15 protein-coding genes and 1 pseudogene are annotated in these 16219 nt (G+C 69.7%); 8 read left to right on the forward strand and 8 right to left on the reverse strand.

Annotation, left to right across the window (positions count from 1 at the left end):
* Positions 1 to 203: 203 nt before the first annotated feature.
* Positions 204 to 1707, forward strand: a pseudogene (locus MYK68_RS03225) (HNH endonuclease signature motif containing protein).
* Between the two features lie 360 nt (positions 1708 to 2067).
* On the opposite strand, the gene MYK68_RS03230 reads toward MYK68_RS03225, so the two are convergent.
* Together MYK68_RS03230 and MYK68_RS03235 are read right to left on the reverse strand one after the other, a co-directional pair.
* Positions 2068 to 3297 carry an SLC13 family permease gene (locus tag MYK68_RS03230; protein WP_247866290.1) on the reverse strand — a complete coding sequence of 410 codons (1230 nt, stop codon included), beginning with the start codon at positions 3295 to 3297 and terminating at the stop codon, positions 2068 to 2070.
* A gap of 9 nt (positions 3298 to 3306) precedes the next feature.
* A complete protein-coding gene (locus tag MYK68_RS03235; RefSeq protein WP_247866291.1) occupies positions 3307 to 4914 on the reverse strand; it encodes an MFS transporter in 1608 nt (535 codons plus the stop codon).
* An 83-nt stretch (positions 4915 to 4997) separates the two neighbouring features.
* On the opposite strand from MYK68_RS03235, the gene MYK68_RS03240 reads away from it, so the two are divergent.
* Positions 4998 to 5144: a hypothetical protein gene (locus MYK68_RS03240; protein ID WP_247866292.1), complete on the forward strand. Its 147-nt coding sequence runs from the start codon at positions 4998 to 5000 to the stop codon at positions 5142 to 5144.
* Between the two features lie 13 nt (positions 5145 to 5157).
* Here MYK68_RS03240 and MYK68_RS03245 read toward each other — a convergent pair whose 3' ends face one another.
* The 4 genes from MYK68_RS03245 to MYK68_RS03260 all read right to left on the reverse strand — a co-directional run bounded on the left by MYK68_RS03245 (position 5158) and on the right by MYK68_RS03260 (position 9087).
* Entirely contained in the window at positions 5158 to 5589 is a 432-nt protein-coding gene (locus tag MYK68_RS03245; protein WP_247866293.1) for a DUF6918 family protein, read from the reverse strand.
* Positions 5590 to 5622: 33 nt separating this feature from the next.
* The gene (gene chsH3, locus MYK68_RS03250) at positions 5623 to 6486 is read right to left on the reverse strand and encodes an enoyl-CoA hydratase ChsH3 (RefSeq protein ID WP_247866294.1); all 864 of its coding nucleotides are present in this window, start codon (positions 6484 to 6486) and stop codon (positions 5623 to 5625) included.
* A gap of 4 nt (positions 6487 to 6490) precedes the next feature.
* Positions 6491 to 8212 (reverse strand): 3-oxosteroid 1-dehydrogenase, encoded by a 1722-nt coding sequence (gene kstD, locus MYK68_RS03255; RefSeq protein WP_247866295.1) that lies wholly within the window; start codon positions 8210 to 8212, stop codon positions 6491 to 6493.
* A gap of 98 nt (positions 8213 to 8310) precedes the next feature.
* Positions 8311 to 9087 (reverse strand): VOC family protein, encoded by a 777-nt coding sequence (locus tag MYK68_RS03260; RefSeq protein WP_247866296.1) that lies wholly within the window; start codon positions 9085 to 9087, stop codon positions 8311 to 8313.
* 98 nt (positions 9088 to 9185) lie between these two features.
* On the opposite strand from MYK68_RS03260, the gene MYK68_RS03265 reads away from it, so the two are divergent.
* Positions 9186 to 9680, forward strand: a complete 495-nt coding sequence (locus MYK68_RS03265; RefSeq protein WP_247866297.1) for an FBP domain-containing protein — start codon at positions 9186 to 9188, stop codon at positions 9678 to 9680.
* A 151-nt stretch (positions 9681 to 9831) separates the two neighbouring features.
* On the opposite strand, the gene MYK68_RS03270 is transcribed toward MYK68_RS03265, so the two are convergent.
* Positions 9832 to 10221, reverse strand: a complete 390-nt coding sequence (locus MYK68_RS03270) for a hypothetical protein (RefSeq protein ID WP_247866298.1) — start codon at positions 10219 to 10221, stop codon at positions 9832 to 9834.
* Positions 10221 to 11393, reverse strand: coding sequence for a 3-ketosteroid-9-alpha-monooxygenase, oxygenase component (locus MYK68_RS03275; RefSeq protein WP_247866299.1), 1173 nt, complete (start codon positions 11391 to 11393; stop codon positions 10221 to 10223). Before MYK68_RS03275 ends, MYK68_RS03270 begins: the two co-directional genes overlap by 1 nt.
* A gap of 122 nt (positions 11394 to 11515) precedes the next feature.
* Between MYK68_RS03275 and hsaA the strand changes: the two genes are divergently transcribed.
* The 5 genes from hsaA to MYK68_RS03300 all read left to right on the forward strand — a co-directional run bounded on the left by hsaA (position 11516) and on the right by MYK68_RS03300 (position 16192).
* A complete protein-coding gene (gene hsaA / locus MYK68_RS03280) occupies positions 11516 to 12700 on the forward strand; it encodes a 3-hydroxy-9,10-secoandrosta-1,3,5(10)-triene-9,17-dione monooxygenase oxygenase subunit (RefSeq protein WP_247866300.1) in 1185 nt (394 codons plus the stop codon).
* A gap of 8 nt (positions 12701 to 12708) precedes the next feature.
* Entirely contained in the window at positions 12709 to 13626 is a 918-nt protein-coding gene (gene hsaC, locus MYK68_RS03285; RefSeq protein WP_247866301.1) for an iron-dependent extradiol dioxygenase HsaC, read from the forward strand.
* Positions 13627 to 13689: 63 nt separating this feature from the next.
* Entirely contained in the window at positions 13690 to 14202 is a 513-nt protein-coding gene (hsaB, locus tag MYK68_RS03290) for a 3-hydroxy-9,10-secoandrosta-1,3,5(10)-triene-9,17-dione monooxygenase reductase subunit (protein WP_247867911.1), read from the forward strand.
* A gap of 87 nt (positions 14203 to 14289) precedes the next feature.
* Positions 14290 to 14910 (forward strand): TMEM175 family protein, encoded by a 621-nt coding sequence (locus MYK68_RS03295; RefSeq protein ID WP_247866302.1) that lies wholly within the window; start codon positions 14290 to 14292, stop codon positions 14908 to 14910.
* A 40-nt stretch (positions 14911 to 14950) separates the two neighbouring features.
* Positions 14951 to 16192 (forward strand): Nramp family divalent metal transporter, encoded by a 1242-nt coding sequence (locus MYK68_RS03300; protein WP_247866303.1) that lies wholly within the window; start codon positions 14951 to 14953, stop codon positions 16190 to 16192.
* The last annotated feature ends 27 nt before the right edge of the window (positions 16193 to 16219 follow it).

The following is a 16219-nucleotide window of genomic DNA, read 5'->3' on the forward strand; positions in this document are numbered from 1 at the left end:
CACCCATCAGCGATCTCACTGGAACGGTACTCGAAAGTAAGTTCTAGGCATATATTGCGTGCACAATACGGTGTGAGTTATTCTGGGAACAGGGAGGGAAATGCAGTTTGACCAGCGGAAAGGGGGTCGTGGTGAACGATGATGCCGACGCCTTCGACGCCGACGGCCGCCTGGATGGACTGTCGCCCGCCGATCTCGTTGCGATGCTCGGGGCGATCGAGGAACGTCTCGCCGATGCCCCGCTCGCCGCCTTGTCTGAGGATGGTCTTCTGGCTCTGCTGGGTGCCCGGGAGGAGGCCCGCCGCAAAGGCGCGGCCGTCGACGCCGCCCTGTACGTGGAGATCTCAGACCGGGGCGCATACACCCGGGCCGGATACAACACGATGCACCAGCTCTACACCGGTGCCCTGCGCTTGGGTGACGGTGAATCGCGGCGCCGCCGGGTCGCCGCCGCCTCGATCGGTCGATTCACCGAGATGACCGGTGAACGCCGTGAACCCGCCTTCCCCTGCACCGCCGCCGCGGTCAGCGAGGGTGCGATCGGTGAAGCGCATGTGGTGGTGATCGATGAGGTGATGGACCGAATTCCGCGTGCGGTCGATCTGGCGGCGCGGGACAAGGCCGAAGAACTGTTGGCCGGTGCGGCCCGGACTTTGCCTCCGAGTGCGCTGATGACCGTCGGGAACCGAATCCTCGCCCACCTCGATCCAGACGGCACCCTCGCTGACGACAAGGAACGCCAACGGCAACGCAAGTTCCGGCTCTCGCCGCAGGACCGGCAGATGATGTCCGCCATCCAGGCCCGCCTGGCCCCGCAGTTGCGGGCCGAGTTCGAGGTGATGTTCACCCTCTGGGCCGCCCCCGGGATGAACAATCCCGACGACCCCGATTCACCCTTCGGGTCCGCCGATCAGCCCGGCCTGGATCCAGCGGTGCTGGCTGCCGCCGCCGAGCGCGACGATCGCCTGCTCGGCCAGCGGCAGCACGACGCCCTACTGGCGATGTTGCAGTGGGTCAACGCCTAGGCGCGCGCACGCGCGGCCGAAGAGTCTGCGCAACCAGGTCGTGGTCTCGGTGACCGACGAAGACCTCGCCCGGCAGGCCGGTGTCGCCTGGACCACCACCGGCACCCGCATGCCGGTCAGCGACCTGGTGAAGACCGCCGCCGACTGCGTGCCCTGGCTCGCCGTCTTTTCCACGGCGACCGGACAGGTCCTCTACCTCGGCCGGGCCCATCGCCTCGCCTCCCGCGCGCAGCGCCTGGCGCTGTTCGCTCGTGACCGCGGGTGCACCGCCCCGGGCTGTACCCGGCCGTTCAGTCAATGCGAGGTCCACCACGCGCCGGAATGGCAGGACGGTGGCACCACCGACATCGACCAGATGGGCGGTGCCTGCGGCAAACACAACCGCGCACACGGGAAGAATCCCGGCGACTGGGAATCGACCGTCCTCACCGACGGCCCCGACAAGGGCCGCATGGCATGGCGGCCCGTCGGCGCGGACGGACCGTGGATCGTCAACCCGCTGTTCCATCCGGACAAGATCCGCACGGGCCTGGATGTCCCGGAGGCCGAGCGCACACCGCCGCCGGTGCTCAATCACCGACTCGGCCACACCGATCCACCCGACTCCCGCACCTCGGGCGACGTCGATGCCGCTACCGAATCCGGCGTCGAACGCCTCCTGCGTCAGCACCTGGCAGCCTGACCACCCACCCGGCGGTCAGGCCACCCGGCGTGCACAGAACCGCACTGCCACAACGTGCCTGGCATTCCGGCCCCGACAAGACCACCGACAACGACTTCGGCTTCGAGGCTCCTCGCCTAGCGGCTCGTCGCACCTCATCCTGCGACTTGGTGCGCCGGCTGAGCCGGGCGAACGAAGTGAGTCCGCGTCGAAGCCACGCCCGGCTACGGGTACTTCGGCGTCGAGGCTCCTTCCTTCGGCCGCGTGTCGTCGCATGCTCAGGGCCAGGCGTCGCACTTCGCCCGGCGGGCCGGACAGCGCTGAACGAGACTCAGGGCCTATCGGGGTGTGGCCGGAACCGGGCCGACCGAACTGGCGAGCTCACGCCCAGTGCAGGGCGAGCCAGAGTGCGGCGACCGAGCACACCAGCGCCGGCGGCACGGTGAGCAGACCGAGCGCCGTGTACTGCCGGGCCGACGGCCGCGCGCCGGCCCGGTGCGTCATCTCGCGCCACAACAGGTTCGCCAGCGACCCGAAGTAGGTGAGGTTCGGCCCGATGTTGACCCCGAGCAGCATCGCGAGCGCCATGCCCGGGCGGTCGGCGACCACCGGCAGCAGGAGCAGCACCGCCGGGAGATTGTTGAACAGGTTCGCGGCCACCGCGGCCAGCGCCGCGACGCCCAGCAGGGCGAGGAAACCGCTGCCGGAGGGCACCAGCCCAGCCAGCGCGTGGCCGGCCGGCCCTTCGCGCACCGGCAGCACGACGACGCCGAGCGCCGCCACGAACAGCAGGAACGGGATGTTCGCCGCGCGAACGGTCTCGGTGGCGGTCCGGACCGGCGAGCGCAGCAGCGACGGCAGCACCATCACCAGCGCTCCCGCCCCGGCGACCGCCGCGAGCGGCAGGTGGAGCGGACCGGCCGCCACGAACGCGACGAGAAGCAGACCGAGACCGATCAGCGCGGCCCGCGGCGCGCGGGCTGGCGGATCCCCGGTGTCAGGCGCGACGGCGCCGTCGCCCAGCCGCCCGCGGAAGAACCAGCGGAACGCGGCGTACTCGACGCCGATCGCGACGAGCCACGGCAGCGCCATCAGGCCGGCGAACTCGGCGAAACCGACGCCGATCACGCCGAAGGCGAGCAGGTTGGTCAGATTCGACACCGGCAGGAGGGTCGACGCCGAGTTCGCCAGGTGTGCGGTGGCCGCGCTGGGCGCCGCGATCCGGGCACCGGTGCGATACGCGGCGAGCACGACCACCGGCGTCAACAGCACGATCGTCGTGTCGAGCGAGAGCGTGGCGGTGGTCGCCGCGGCGACCGCGAACACCGCTTGCAGCAGCCGCACCGGGGATCCCCGGCCCAGCCGTGCCATCGCCGCGCCCACCCAGATGAACACCCCGGTCCGCGCGCAGACCTGAGCCACCACCAGCATGGCGGCGAGGAAACCGAGGGTGGGACCGAGAAAGACGAGTTCGTCGGCCGCGGCCCGCCAGGATGCCATCCCGGTGACCACCACCAGCCCGGCGGCGGGCACCGCGATCCACGCGGGCGAGAACCGGCGTGCAGCGACAGCGGCGACGATGACCGCCGCGAGAAGTGGGACGGCCAGCACTCGACGATTCTACGGCGAGTCGCCGACGGGCGATCCCGCGACGAGCTCCGGCCCGGCGGCGGGTTCGGGCTCCGTGGCGATCACCTGCCGCGGAGCGAACCACCCCAGGAAGACCGCGCCCGCCAGCAGAATGCCGCCGAGCACCAGGCAGGCCTGCTGCATCGGCGGCAGGAAGGAGTTCTCGGCGCCGGTGCGGATGAAGTCGGCGAGGGGTGCGGCCTGCGGCGGCAGCTGGTCGCTCACCGCGACTGCCCCGGCCAGCGAGCGGCGGATCCCGTCGGCGGCGCCATCCGCGGACGCCGGATCGAGTGCGGCGATCTGCCGGTGGGCGGCATCGGCGGTCGGCCCGATACGGCTCGCATATCCGGCGGCAACCAGGCTGCCGGCGAGGGCGATACCGATCGCGGCGCCGAGTTCCCGCGCGGTGTCGTTGACGGCCGAGCCGACGCCCTGCTTCTCCAGCGGCGTGTTCGACATGATGGCGGTGGTCGACGGCGCGGTCGCCAGCCCGATCCCGACCGCGCACACGCCGAGCATGATCGCGAGCTTCCAGTAGACGTCCGGGTCGACGATGCCGATCGCCAGCACCCCGGCGCCGGCGATGGCGATTCCGGCCGCCAGCACGAAGCGCAGCGAGTGGAAACGCACCGCCACCCAGTTGCCCAGCAGCGCGAAGACTCCGACGCCCACGACCATCGGAATCAGCGCGAACGCCGACCGCAGCGGGGAGTAGCCGTAGATCAGCTGGAGCAGCAGCAGGATCAGATAGAAGACGCCGAACGACGCGAAGAACTGCAGCGCCACCGACAGCGAACCGGACGCGAAGGCGCGGTTGCGGAACAGTCCGACGTCGAGCAGCGGTGACGTCCGGCGTCGTTCGATCACGATGAACAGCCCGCCGAGCACCACGCCGCCGATCAGGGCGACCAGCACCAGCGGATCGCTCCACCCGCGCGTCGGTGCTTCGAGCAGTCCGAAGACGACGCCCGCCACCGCGAGCACCGAGGTGAGCGAGCCGAGGACGTCGAACGAGCCGGGATCGTCGTCCTTGGAACTGCCGACGGTGAAGGTCAGGGCCAGGGTGCCGGCGGCCGAGATCGCGAAGGCGATGAACACCGAATGCCAGCTGAAGAACATAAGCAGCACGCCGGTGACGAAGAAGCCGAGGATGGCGCCGATACCGGCCACCGCGGCCCAGACCGACACCCCGATCGCCCGCTGCTCGCGTGGCACGCCCGCGGTGATCAGCGACAGCGTGGTCGGCATGATCAGCGCGGCGCCCACCCCGGCCGCGCAGCGGGTGAGGATCAGCGCGGTGGGGGTGTCGACCCAGACCGCGGCCAGCGACGCGAAGCCGAAGATCACCAGGCCGATCATCAGGATGCCGCGGCGGCCGAAACGGTCACCGAGGGCGCCGGCCGGTAGCAGCAGTGCGGCCAGGACCAGCGTGTATCCATCGATGATCCAGGTCATGTCCGAGCTGGACGCGTGCACGTCACGGGCGATGTCGGGCAGGGCGGTGTTCAGCGCGGCCATCGCCGCCACCACCAGACTGACGGCGAAACAGGCGACCAGAATCAGCCAGATGGTCCGAAGGCTCCACGTCCCGACACGCATAACGCTCCTCACCTGAAACTTTCGTAACTTGTGTCACAGTGGTTGCACGGGCTCACGCCGCGTCCAACCGAAAGTGAACCGTCATGGCTACTCAGCACGTCGCACCCTCCCGAGCATCCGTCACCGACTTGGCTCCGGTCCGGCTCCACGTCTGGCGAGTGGTCGCCCTGTTGACCATGCTCGCCGGTCTCCTGGCCGTCATCCTGATCATCCTCGCCGGCGCCGCCTGACCGATCGGGCCGCTCAGGCCCCGGCGGCGTGACGCTCGATCACGTCGCCCACCGGCACCAGCGCCTGCGCCACGTAGGTCTTGGCCTTGCCGCGCAGGCTCTTGTAGGCCTTCGCGAGGGCCGCCGGAGCGGTCTGCGCCTGGCGGTCGGTCACCGCGAGCAGTGCCTCACTCGCCTCGTCGGAACGGGCCGCGAGATGGGCGCCGAACGACGTTCCGGCCGGCCGGGAATCCCACAGCGGCGACAGCGCATCCAGGAAGTCGGGCAGCATGGCCGACGTCGCCGCGACGACGATCCCCGGCTTGAACTTCCGGGCCGCCGCGTAGGCGCCCTTCACCGCGGTGCCCGACATCCCCGTCTGCGCCTTGACCTGGGCGTCGATCACCTCCGCGAGATCGTTCGAGACGGCGGCGCGGTCGGTGAGCAGGGGAGCGAGCGAAGACATGCGGGCGGCCCTTTCCAGGCGTGGGAACTCTTCTCAGGACGACCGCTGCACCACCACATCGCCCAGCGCGGGCGCGTCGTCGCGTTCGACGATCGACGCGGTCGCCAGCAGTCGGTTGCCATCCTCCCAGGCGCGGATCCGGAGCGTCTCGCCGGGGAACACCACCCCGGCGAAACTCGCCGAGAACGCGCCGACCGAGGCCGGGTCACCGCCGAAGACGTCGTCGATCAGCGCCCGGCACACCGTGCCGTGCGTGCAGAGCCCGTGCAGGATCGGCCGCGGAAATCCGGCCGCCGCGGCGAATGACGGATCGCTGTGCAGCGGATTCCGGTCGCCGCACAGGCGGTAGAGCAGGGCCTGCTGCGGCAGCGTCGGAACGAGCAGGTCGTGATCGGGGTCGCGCTCGGGATACGACACCCGCCTCGACGTCCCGCGTTCCCCACCGAAGCCGCCCTCACCCTTGGCGAAGATCGAACTGCGCGCCGTCCACAGCGGGACGCCCGCGTCGTCGACGGTCTCCGACTCCTGCACGATCACCGCCGCCGAACCCTTGTCCTGGACCTCCGCGATCCGGGTGCGGGTGGTGGCCGTTCCGCATGCGGGAAGCGGCCGGTGCACCCGAACCTCCTGGCTGCCGTGCACCACCTTGGCGAGGTCGATGTCGACGCCGGGGAAGCGGACCTTCGGCGGCTCGGTGGCGAGGAAGGTCGCCGCCACGGTGGCGAAGGTCGGCAGCACCTTGGGCTCGGTGTCGTCGACGTAGCCCAGGCCGCCGGTGTCCATCGGATCGGCGGCGGCGCCGACGGCCAGGTTGTAGAGCGCCACCTCCCGCGGGGTCCAGGAGAAGGTGGTCGCGCCGAGTTCGGCGCCGACGGCGACGGTGGGATCGATCGGCATGGCGCTACGCCCCCACGGCCGCGTCGGAGGTGTCCGGGGCGGCGGGCTTGCGCCGCGCCCGCGCCGCGACGTCGAGGGCGGCCAGGTAGCCGAACACCATCGCCGGCCCGATGGTCGCGCCGGGCCCGGCATACGTGTGACCCATCACCGGGGCACTGGTGTTTCCCGCGGCGTAGAGACCGTCGATCACGGTGCCGTCGGCGCGCAGGGCACGACCGGCCGCGTCCGTGTCGATCCCGCCCTTTGTTCCCAGGTCGCCCGGCACCATCTTGACCGCGTAGAACGGCGCACGGTCGACCGGACCCAGATTCGGGTTCGGCTTGTTGGTGGGGTCGCCGTAGTAGTTGTCGTACCCGCTCTTCCCGCGGCCGAAGTCGTCGTCGACGCCGGTGTGCGCGAACCGGTTGAAGCGTTCGGTGGTGGCGGCCAGTGTGTCGGCCGGAACGCCCATCTTGGCGGCCAGTTCGCTGACGGTACCCGCCTTGACCACCACGCCCGACTCCAGCCAGCGCTTGGGCAGCGGTTGCCGGGCGGGTATTCCGGCGAACAGATAGCGGTTGCGGCAACGCTGATCCATCACCAGCCACGCCGGGATGTTCGCGCCGGCGCCGGCGCCCTGCCCGAATTCGCCGCCGTACATCTGGTGCACGGCCTCGACATAGGGAAGCGACTCGTTCATGAATCGTTCGCCCCGCTCGTTGACCATGAACGTGCCGGGCACGCTGCGCTCGGACAGCGCGAACCACGGTCCCTTGGGCAGCGGGATGGTCGGGCCCCACCAGGCGTCGTCCATCAGTGAGAGGCCCGCCCCGGCCGCCTGCGCCGCGCGGATGCCGTCGCCGGTGTTCGACGGCGCCCCGGTGGTCCACTCGGTGCCGATCGGTGCGCGCTGGTACTCGACGCGCATCTCCGCGTTGTGCTCGAAGCCGCCGCTGGTCAGGATCACGCCGAACCGCGCGCGCAGTTCCAGCGGCTCGTCGTCGTGGGTGGTCCGCACTCCCACGACCTTCCCGCCTTCGACGATCAGCCCGGTCATCGGCGTGTTCAGCCGGAGGTCGACCCCGGCCTCACGACAGCCCAGCAGCAACTCGGCGGCCAGCGCGGCGCCCATCGCGATCATCTTCTTGTGGCGGCTCTTGGACCAGGTGAATCGCCCGGCGACCTTCGCCATCTTGGCCGCGCCGCGCCAGTGCCGCAGGCCGACGTTCATCCACTTGTAGTCGCTCTGCAGCACCACCATGTTGAGCGGTGCCTTGGTGTACTGCGGGTGCAGCGTGTCCAGGTCGGCGCCGAGGCGTCGTGCATCGAACGGCCGCGGCTCCACCGAGCGGCCGCCGACCCGCCCGCCGGGGGCCTCCGGGTAGTAGTCGGAGTAGTCCTTGACCCACTCGAGGTCGAGCGGCGCGTGCGCCATCAGGTAGTCAAGCGCCTCGGGTCCGCGATCGATGTAGGTGTCGATCCGCTCGGCGGGCGCGTGCTCGCCGATGATCGCGTGGACGTACGTGCGGGCGGCCTCGACGGTGTCGGTCACACCGTCGCGGCGCAGCACCGAATTGTTGGGGATCCAGACGCCGCCGCCGGAACGGGACGTGGAACCGCCCCAGTACGGCGACTTCTCGATCAGGACCGTCCGCAGGCCCTCGGTGGCGGCGGTGAGCGCGGCGGCCAGGCCGGCGCCCCCGGCACCCACCACCACGACGTCCACGGTCTCGGCTGCCTGCGTCATCGGCTTTCCTCCTGTGGGCGGCCGGGCCGCCACAAACTAGAACACGTTCCAGTATGCGAGCATAAACGAGAACGTGTTCCAGGGGTAGCCGAGGCCCGCTACATGCCCTCGGGCGCCTTGCCGAGGCTGATGATCGCGCCGAGCGGGTCGGTGATGGCGGCGAGCGTGCCCCACGGCGTCACGTCCGGGCCCATCACGATGCCGCCGCCGAGATCCACCGCTTTCTGGAGGGTCGCTTCGACGTCGTCGACCGTGATGTAGATGCCCCAGTACGACGGTGTGCCCTCGGGCAGCATGCCGGCTGCGTTCATGGTGGCGCCGTACGACGTGTCGCCCCAGAAGTACTGCGTGTAGTTGCCCGGCGCCCCTTCCACGACCTGCGGCCGCGCCCCGAAGACCTTCTCGTAGAACGGCACGGCCGCGGGCTGATCGGTGGAGAGGTTCTCGAACCAGTACGGGGCGCCCGGTACGCCCCACTCGGCGAAGCCGGTGTGCTTGTCCGACTGCCACGCGCCGATCGCCGCGCCCGCCGGGTCGATGAACACGGCCATGGTGCCCTCGTCGCCCACCTTCATCGGCTCGACGATCACGTGCCCGCCGGCCTGCTTCACCGCCTCGGAGGTGGCCGCCGCATCGTCGGTGCGCAGATAGACCGACCAGACGTTCTCCGGACCGCCGCCCTCGGGCATGTACGGCATCATCCCGGCCACGCGCTTCCCGTTCAGGGTGAAGTTCTGGTAGCCGCCGAACTCCTCAGACGCGACCTCCGCATCCCAGCCGAAGAGCTCGTTGTAGAACGACGCCGCGGTGAGCGGATCGGTGGTCGACAGGTCGAACCAGATGGGAGCGCCGACGGGTGCGGAGTAAGCAGTCATGGGGTCCATCCTCCACCGGCGCGGGCCGGCGCGAAAGGGCTTGCCGCGATCCGTCGACTGTCGTTCACCTCCGTCTGCGCGACTACGATGGACGGCCTATGCAGTCACTGACGCAAGAGCAGATCCTCGCCGCGTTCCGCGGCGCCACCAAGAGTGAACTGGACCGGGTGAGCTTCCCGCTCGACTTCGACCGGGTGGACTTCGAGCGCCGGGAGTTCTACGCCTGGCGGGACCGGAAGGCGCCCCGCCGGGCGTACCTCGTGGTGCCGCACGACGACGGTCCCGTTGCGCTCATCCTCAACCGGTCCATGGCGAAGTCGCCCCGCCGCGTGATGTGCGCCTGGTGCCGGGATGTGGACGTCGACGAGGATGCCGTCCTCTACACCGCGCGCCGGGTGGGTGCGCGCGGCCGCCGTGGTGACAGCGTCGGGGTGCTGGTCTGCGAGTCGTTCGGGTGCAACCGGAACGTCCGCAAGCTCCCGCCCGCCTACCACAAGGGCACCGACCTCGACGCGATCCGGGAGTCGCAGATCGCCGAATTGCGGCGCCGGGTCGGTGCGTTCGTCGCGGAGGTCGTCTCCGAAGCGGACTAGCGCCGGGCGTGCGGCCGACTGGTGCTCCGGCGTCGATCTGTCGCGGATTCTGTCGGGCGAGGATTTCCGTCGCGGATCTTGCCGGATCTCCCAGCGGATCCGCGACGGATTTCGGCCCCGACACGATCCGCGACAGATTGCTCCGGCGGTGTCACCAGTACCCGTCGGGGTCGGCGGCGGGGGAGCGCGGCGGCACGATGCCCTCGGCGACGCCGTGATCGATCGACGCGGACAGTCGGGGACAGGTCGGCAGCAGGGCGGGATTGCCGCCGCCGGCGCGGATCTCGGCGATCTCCGGGCAGCGGGCGAGGGCGTCATCGGTCCACTGCACGCTCGTGTGGTGCGGACTGGTCTTCTTCACCAGCACGCAGCCGTGGCACGCGCGGCATTCCAGTTCGGTCAGGCCGCCGCGCAGGTAGTGCCGCTTGTCCCGGGCGGTGGCCGTCGCGATGGCGGCCAGGCGCGCCGGATCCCCGGTGTAGTCCGGCGCCTTGGCCCAGCCCTTCGACAAGCTCAGGGGGCGGTCCGAGGCGGCGGCCATCAGACCGTGGTGTTCTCGGGGGCGCTCGCCGCTTCGCGCGCGGCCCTCTCCTCGGCCTGGCGCCGCAGATTCTCCTGCACCTCGATGTTCCAGTTCTCCAGTGCCTTCGAGGTGTCGATCTCGTACTCGAAGCGGGCGGTCATCTCGTCGGTCACCTCGTCGACGTCGACGTAGAACTGCTCGTACCAGCGTCGCAGCTGATAGACCGGGCCGTCCTCCTCGACCAGCAGCGGATTGTCGATGCGGGTCTTGTGCTTCCATATCTCGACGTCCTGCAGGAAGCCGACCTCGATGCCCGCGGTGATCTTCTTCGCCATCTTGTCGGCCTGCTCGGGCGAGAGTCCCTCGGGGATCTTCGCCATCACGCCGAACATCAGGACGAACGAGTTCGCGTCGATCGGGTAGTGGCAGTTGGTCAGGATGGTCTCGACGGCGTACTCGCCGTAGTACTGCACCATCGGGTTGAGCATGTACGACGGCCCGTAATACGCCGCGATCGACTCCAGCCGGGTGTCGCCGTAGGCGGTGGAGATCCCGACGTCCGGACGGCCGTGGCTGTTCATGTACTGGGCCGCGGTCTGGCCCTCGAAGACGTTCTTGAAGTAGTCGGGCAGCGCGTAGTGGACGTAGAAGAAGTGCGCCATGTCGACCACGTTGTCGATGATCTCCCGGCAGTTGGAGCCCTCGATGACCAGCGTGTTCCACGTCCACGACGTCCACTGGTCCGACCCGAACTCGGCCACCTCGGGGATCACGCAGTCCTCCGGCGGCGGGTTGCCCTCGGGGTCGTTGTAGACGAACACCTGGCCGTTGCGGATCATCGTCGGCCAGGGGCGGGTCTTGGCCAGTTTCGGGTTCCGCTTGGCGTACGGCACCTGAGCGCAGCGGCCCTTGCCGTTCCACTGCCAGCCGTGGAACGGGCAGGCGATGTTGTCGCCGCGCACCGTGCCCTGCGCGAGATCGGCGCCCATGTGGCGGCAGTAGGCGTCGAGTGCCTTCACCTCGCCCGCCGAATCGGCCCACACGACGATCTTGGTGCCGAAGATCTCCAGCGAGTGCGGCTTGCCGTCGGTGTACTGGTCCACCAGGCCGATGCAGTGCCAGCCGCGCGCGAAACGGCTCGGCGGGTTACCGGTATCGATCTCCCGGACACCACTGGGGGTCGCAGTCATGGTCGGTCGCCTCCTACGAACAGCTCTGTCGACTCCAATAGTAGAACACGTTCCACATCAGAATGAGAACGTGTTCTAATATTGAATCAGCGACCCCCGTACGCAACGAGATTGGAGAGGCCATGGGAGCTCAGCGAAGCGAAGCCGGCCGGCAGGTTCTGGACAAGATCAACGCGCTGCTGCCCGAGCTGGAGCAGCGCGCCCAGTCGACCGAGGATGCCCGGCGGGTGCCCGACGAGGTGGCCGAGCTGCTCGCCGAGACCGGCTTCTTCCGGCTCATGCAGCCCGCGCAGTGGGGCGGATACGAGGTGGATCCGGTCACCTTCTACGAGGCCGTCCGCCGGCTCGCCTCGGCGTGCGGGTCCACCGGCTGGGTGGCCGGCATCATCGGCATCCACAACTGGCACCTCGCGCTGTTCGACCAGCAGGCGCAGGAGGACGTCTGGGGTGACGATCCGGCGGTGCGCATCTCGTCGTCGTACGCGCCGATGGGCGCCGGCGAGGTGGTCGACGGCGGTTACGTGGTCAACGGGTCGTGGGCGTGGTCGTCGGGCTGCGACATCGCCGAATGGGCGGTGCTCGGCGGCCCGGTCTTCAAGGACGGCAAGCCGGTCGACTTCGTCAGCTTCCTGATCCCGCGCGAGGACTACACCATCCGCGACGTGTGGAACGTCGTCGGCCTGCGCGGCACCGGTTCCAACACGATCGACGTCAAGGATGTCTTCGTGCCGCGGCACCGCATGCTGAGCTTCCGCACCATGAGCATGGGCGAGGCGCCCGGCCTGGAACGCAACACCGCACCGGTCTACCGGATGCCGTGGGGCACCATCCACCCGAGCACCATCTCGACGCCCATCGTCGGCATGGCCTACGGCGCCTATCAGGCGCATGTGGAGCACCAGGGCAAGCGCGTCCGCGCCGCCTACGCCGGGGAGAAGTCGAAGGACGATCCGTTCGCCAAGGTCCGGATCGCCGAGGCGGCCAGCGACATCGACGCCGCCTGGCGGCAGCTGTCGGGGAACCTGCAGACCGAGTACGACCTGATCCTCGCCGGTGAGGAGATCCCGATGGACCTGCGGCTGGCCGCCCGGCGCGACCAGGTGCGGGCCACCGGCCGGGCCATCTCGGCCATCGACCGGCTCTTCGAGAACTCCGGTGCGCACGCGCTGGAGAACGGCACGCCCATCCAGCGCTTCTGGCGCGACGCGCACGCCGGTCGCGTGCACGCGGCCAACGACCCCGAGCGGGCCTACGTGGCCTACGGCAACGGGGAGTTCGGGCTGCCCATCGGCGACACGATGGTGTGAGGCGGCCGATGAGTGACGATCTGAGCCCGATCCGGTCCCTCGGCTACATGCGGATCGACGCCACCGACGTCGACGCGTGGCGCGAGTACGGCCTGAAGGTGCTGGGCATGGTGGAGGGACGCGGATCGATTCCGGGCGCGCTGTACCTCCGGATGGACGACTTCCCGGCGCGCCTGGTGATCGTGCCGTCCGACCGCGACCATCTCGCGGCGTCGGGCTGGGAGTGCGCGAACGCTGAAGCGCTGCAACAGGTCCGCGATCGGCTGACGGGCGCGGGCGTGGAATTCCGGGAGGGTACGCCCGAGGAGAAGGCCGATCGCGCGGTCGACGGCCTGGTGGTCTTCGCCGACCCGGACGGCAATGTCCTGGAGGCCTTCCACGGGGTCGCGCTGCAGCATCGGCGCGTGGCCAGCCCGTATGGGCATCGCTTCGTCACCGGCGAGCAGGGACTCGGTCACGTCGTGCTCACCACCAGCGATGACGCCGCCTCGCTGGCCTTCTACCGCGACGTCCTCGGCTTCCGGCTGCGCGACTCGATGCGGCTGCCACCGCAGGTGGTCGGCCGCGCGGCGGGCGAGGAGCCGGCGTGGCTGCGCTTCTTCGGCTGCAACCCGCGGCACCATTCGCTGGCCTTCCTGCCGATCCCGAACAGCACCGGCATCGTGCACCTGATGGTGGAGGTGGAGACCGCCGACGACGTCGGGCTCTGCCACGACCGTGCGCTGCGCCGCAAGGTGCCCATGTCGGCGACCCTCGGCCGCCATGTCAACGACCTGATGCTCAGCTTCTACATGAAGACCCCGGGCGGCTTCGACATCGAATTCGGCTGCGAGGGCAGGCAAGTGGACGACGATGCGTGGATCGCGCGCGAATCGACCGCGGTCAGCCTGTGGGGGCACGACTTCACCATCGGGCTGCAGGGCTGAGTCGTGGCGCCGCTCTCGCCCTACGGCACCGCCGACTTCGACTCGCGGCAGTTCCGCACCGCGATGGGCCAGTTCTGCACGGGCGTCACCATCATCACGACCATGCGCGACGACGTGCCCGTCGGCTTCGCGTGCCAGTCGTTCGCGGCGCTCTCCCTGGATCCGCCGCTGGTGATCTTCTGCCCGATGAAGACCTCCCGGACGTGGCCGCTGATCGAGGCGCGCGGAGCGTTCTGCGTGAACGTGCTCGCGCACCGGCAGCAGGAGGTGAGCGCGAAGTTCGGTGCTCCCGGCGAGGACAAGTTCGCCGGCGTGCAGTGGGATGCGTCGCCGCTCGGTCTGCCGGTGATCCGGCACTGTCTCACCTGGGTGGAGTGCACCATCGAGAACGTCCTAGACGGTGGGGATCACTGCATCGTCGTCGGCCGTGCCCAGACCCTCGGCGAGGTGTTGCAGGACAAACCGCTGCTGTTCTACCGGGGCGGCTACCTGTCCACCGAACGCCCGCGGGTCACACCGGCCCAGGAACACCTCGACGACTTCCTGACCTGGACCGGCGGCGACGAGTGGCTGTAGCCGCTCGATGACGGCCGGCATGTGAGACCGCGTCTCGATCGGCGATGTGGACCCCTCCCGATCGGCCTGGGGGCTACCGTTCGGGCTATGGCCGACGACGCGGGAGACGTGCAGCGCACCATCGAGGGCTGGCGGCGGCTGGTCGCCTTCAGTGACGCGGTGGTCGCGATCGCTCTCACCCTGCTGGTGCTGCCGCTGACCGACGCGGCCGGCGACACCGAGGCGGCGAGTGCCTGGGACTTCCTCGATGACCACTCGGCGCTGGTGATCAGCGTGCTGATCAGCTTCGCGGTGATCGCCTGGTTCTGGTGGCATCACCATCGGATGGCCGAGTACTTCGAGCGCTACGACGGGGTAACGGTCTTCCTCCATCTGCTCTGGCTGCTGATGATCGTGCTGCTGCCGTTCTCCACCGAACTCGGGAGCGCTCGCCCGGTCGCCGGTTCGAATGTCCTGTACGTGGTGATCTTGACGATCGCGTCGGCGTCGCTGTCGGCGATCTACGCCTGGGGCCGCCATCACCCCGGGCTGCTCGTGGAGGGTGACGCCCGCCGCCGTTTCGTCGCGAACAGGGGTGGCGGGATCACCGTCGCGGTGATGGTGATCGCGCTGGTCGTCACGATCTTGGTACCCGGGTCCGGAAGCTGGCCGCTGCTCCTGCTGCTCGCCGTCGGCCCGCTGGAGAAAGTGCTGAACCACACTCGATAGTTCGGTTGGCCGAACTTGAAGAGTCGTCTACCCTTAAAACATGACCAGGGTGACGACACCGACCGCTGTGCCACGCTCGGTGTCGAGGTTGCTCGGGCCGGCGTTCGTGGCGGCGATCGCCTACGTCGATCCCGGCAACGTCGCGGCCAACCTCACCGCCGGCGCCAAGTACGGCTACCTGCTGGTGTGGGTGCTGGTGGTGGCGAACGTGATCGCGGTGATGATCCAGTACCAGTCGGCCAAGCTCGGCGTGGTGACCGGCCGCACCCTGCCGCAGACGCTCGGCGAGGCGCTGCCCGGTCGCCGCGCGCGACTGGCCTTCTGGGCGCAGGCCGAGGTGGTCGCCGCGGCCACCGACCTGGCCGAGGTGGTCGGCGGTGCGATCGCTCTCAAACTGCTCTTCGGGCTGCCGCTGTGGATCGGCGGGGTGATCGTCGGCGGCGTCTCGATGGCGCTGCTGACGCTGGCCAACCCGGCCCGGCAGCGGAGGTTCGAGGTGGTCATCATGGGCCTGCTCGCGGTGATCGTGCTCGGCTTCCTCAGCGGTCTGCTGGTGAACCCGCCGGAGGTCGGCGGCCTGCTCAACGGCATGATCCCGCGCCTCGACGGCGGCGAGACGGTTCTGCTGGCGGCCTCCATGCTCGGCGCCACCGTGATGCCGCACGCGATCTACCTGCACTCCTCGCTGGTGATCGACCGGCACGGGCACGACGGTGACCCGGCCCGCGTGCGCCGACTGCTCCGCGCCACCCGGTACGACGTGGTGCTGGCCCTGGTGGTCGCGGGCACGGTGAACATCGCGCTGCTGGTGCTGGCCGCGACCAGCCTGTCCGGGCGCGAGGGCACCGACAGCATCGAGGGCGCCCACGCCGCGGTCTCCGACGCACTCGGGCCGGTGGTGGCCGCGCTCTTCGCGATCGGTCTGCTGGCCTCGGGCATCGCGTCGACGTCGGTCGGCTCCTATGCCGGCGGCGCGATCATGGCCGGGCTGCTGCGCCGCAGCATCCCGATGGTGGCGCGGCGCAGCGCCACGCTGGTGCCGGCGATCGCGATCCTGGCGGCCGGCGTGGACCCGACGATGGCGCTGATCGTCTCCCAGGCCGTGCTGAGCTTCGGGATCCCGTTCGCGCTGCTGCCGCTGCGCCGGTTCACCCGCGACCCGCGCCGGATGGGCGGCTTCGCCGACGGGCGCCCGCTGCAACTGGCGTCCGCCGTCGCGGGCGTCGTCATCGTCGTCCTCAACCTGCTGCTGCTCGTCCTGCTGTTCGCCGGCGAGGTGTGAGGGCTTCGACGAGCTCAGCCGGCGAGG

The sequence above is a fragment of the Gordonia sp. PP30 genome (assembly GCF_023100845.1).
Taxonomy (GTDB): domain Bacteria; phylum Actinomycetota; class Actinomycetes; order Mycobacteriales; family Mycobacteriaceae; genus Gordonia.

Coding starts and splice junctions, on each gene's coding strand:
- MYK68_RS03300 (WP_247866303.1), top strand. CDS start 14,951: ATGACCAGGGTGACGACACCGACCGCTGTGCCACGCTCGGTGTCGAGG.
- MYK68_RS03240 (WP_247866292.1), top strand. CDS start 4,998: ATGGCTACTCAGCACGTCGCACCCTCCCGAGCATCCGTCACCGACTTG.
- hsaB (WP_247867911.1), top strand. CDS start 13,690: ATGGGCCAGTTCTGCACGGGCGTCACCATCATCACGACCATGCGCGAC.
- MYK68_RS03245 (WP_247866293.1), bottom strand. CDS start 5,589: ATGTCTTCGCTCGCTCCCCTGCTCACCGACCGCGCCGCCGTCTCGAAC.
- MYK68_RS03295 (WP_247866302.1), top strand. CDS start 14,290: ATGGCCGACGACGCGGGAGACGTGCAGCGCACCATCGAGGGCTGGCGG.
- MYK68_RS03260 (WP_247866296.1), bottom strand. CDS start 9,087: ATGACTGCTTACTCCGCACCCGTCGGCGCTCCCATCTGGTTCGACCTG.
- MYK68_RS03275 (WP_247866299.1), bottom strand. CDS start 11,393: ATGACTGCGACCCCCAGTGGTGTCCGGGAGATCGATACCGGTAACCCG.
- kstD (WP_247866295.1), bottom strand. CDS start 8,212: ATGACGCAGGCAGCCGAGACCGTGGACGTCGTGGTGGTGGGTGCCGGG.
- hsaA (WP_247866300.1), top strand. CDS start 11,516: ATGGGAGCTCAGCGAAGCGAAGCCGGCCGGCAGGTTCTGGACAAGATC.
- hsaC (WP_247866301.1), top strand. CDS start 12,709: ATGAGTGACGATCTGAGCCCGATCCGGTCCCTCGGCTACATGCGGATC.
- MYK68_RS03270 (WP_247866298.1), bottom strand. CDS start 10,221: ATGGCCGCCGCCTCGGACCGCCCCCTGAGCTTGTCGAAGGGCTGGGCC.
- MYK68_RS03235 (WP_247866291.1), bottom strand. CDS start 4,914: ATGCGTGTCGGGACGTGGAGCCTTCGGACCATCTGGCTGATTCTGGTC.
- MYK68_RS03265 (WP_247866297.1), top strand. CDS start 9,186: ATGCAGTCACTGACGCAAGAGCAGATCCTCGCCGCGTTCCGCGGCGCC.
- chsH3 (WP_247866294.1), bottom strand. CDS start 6,486: ATGCCGATCGATCCCACCGTCGCCGTCGGCGCCGAACTCGGCGCGACC.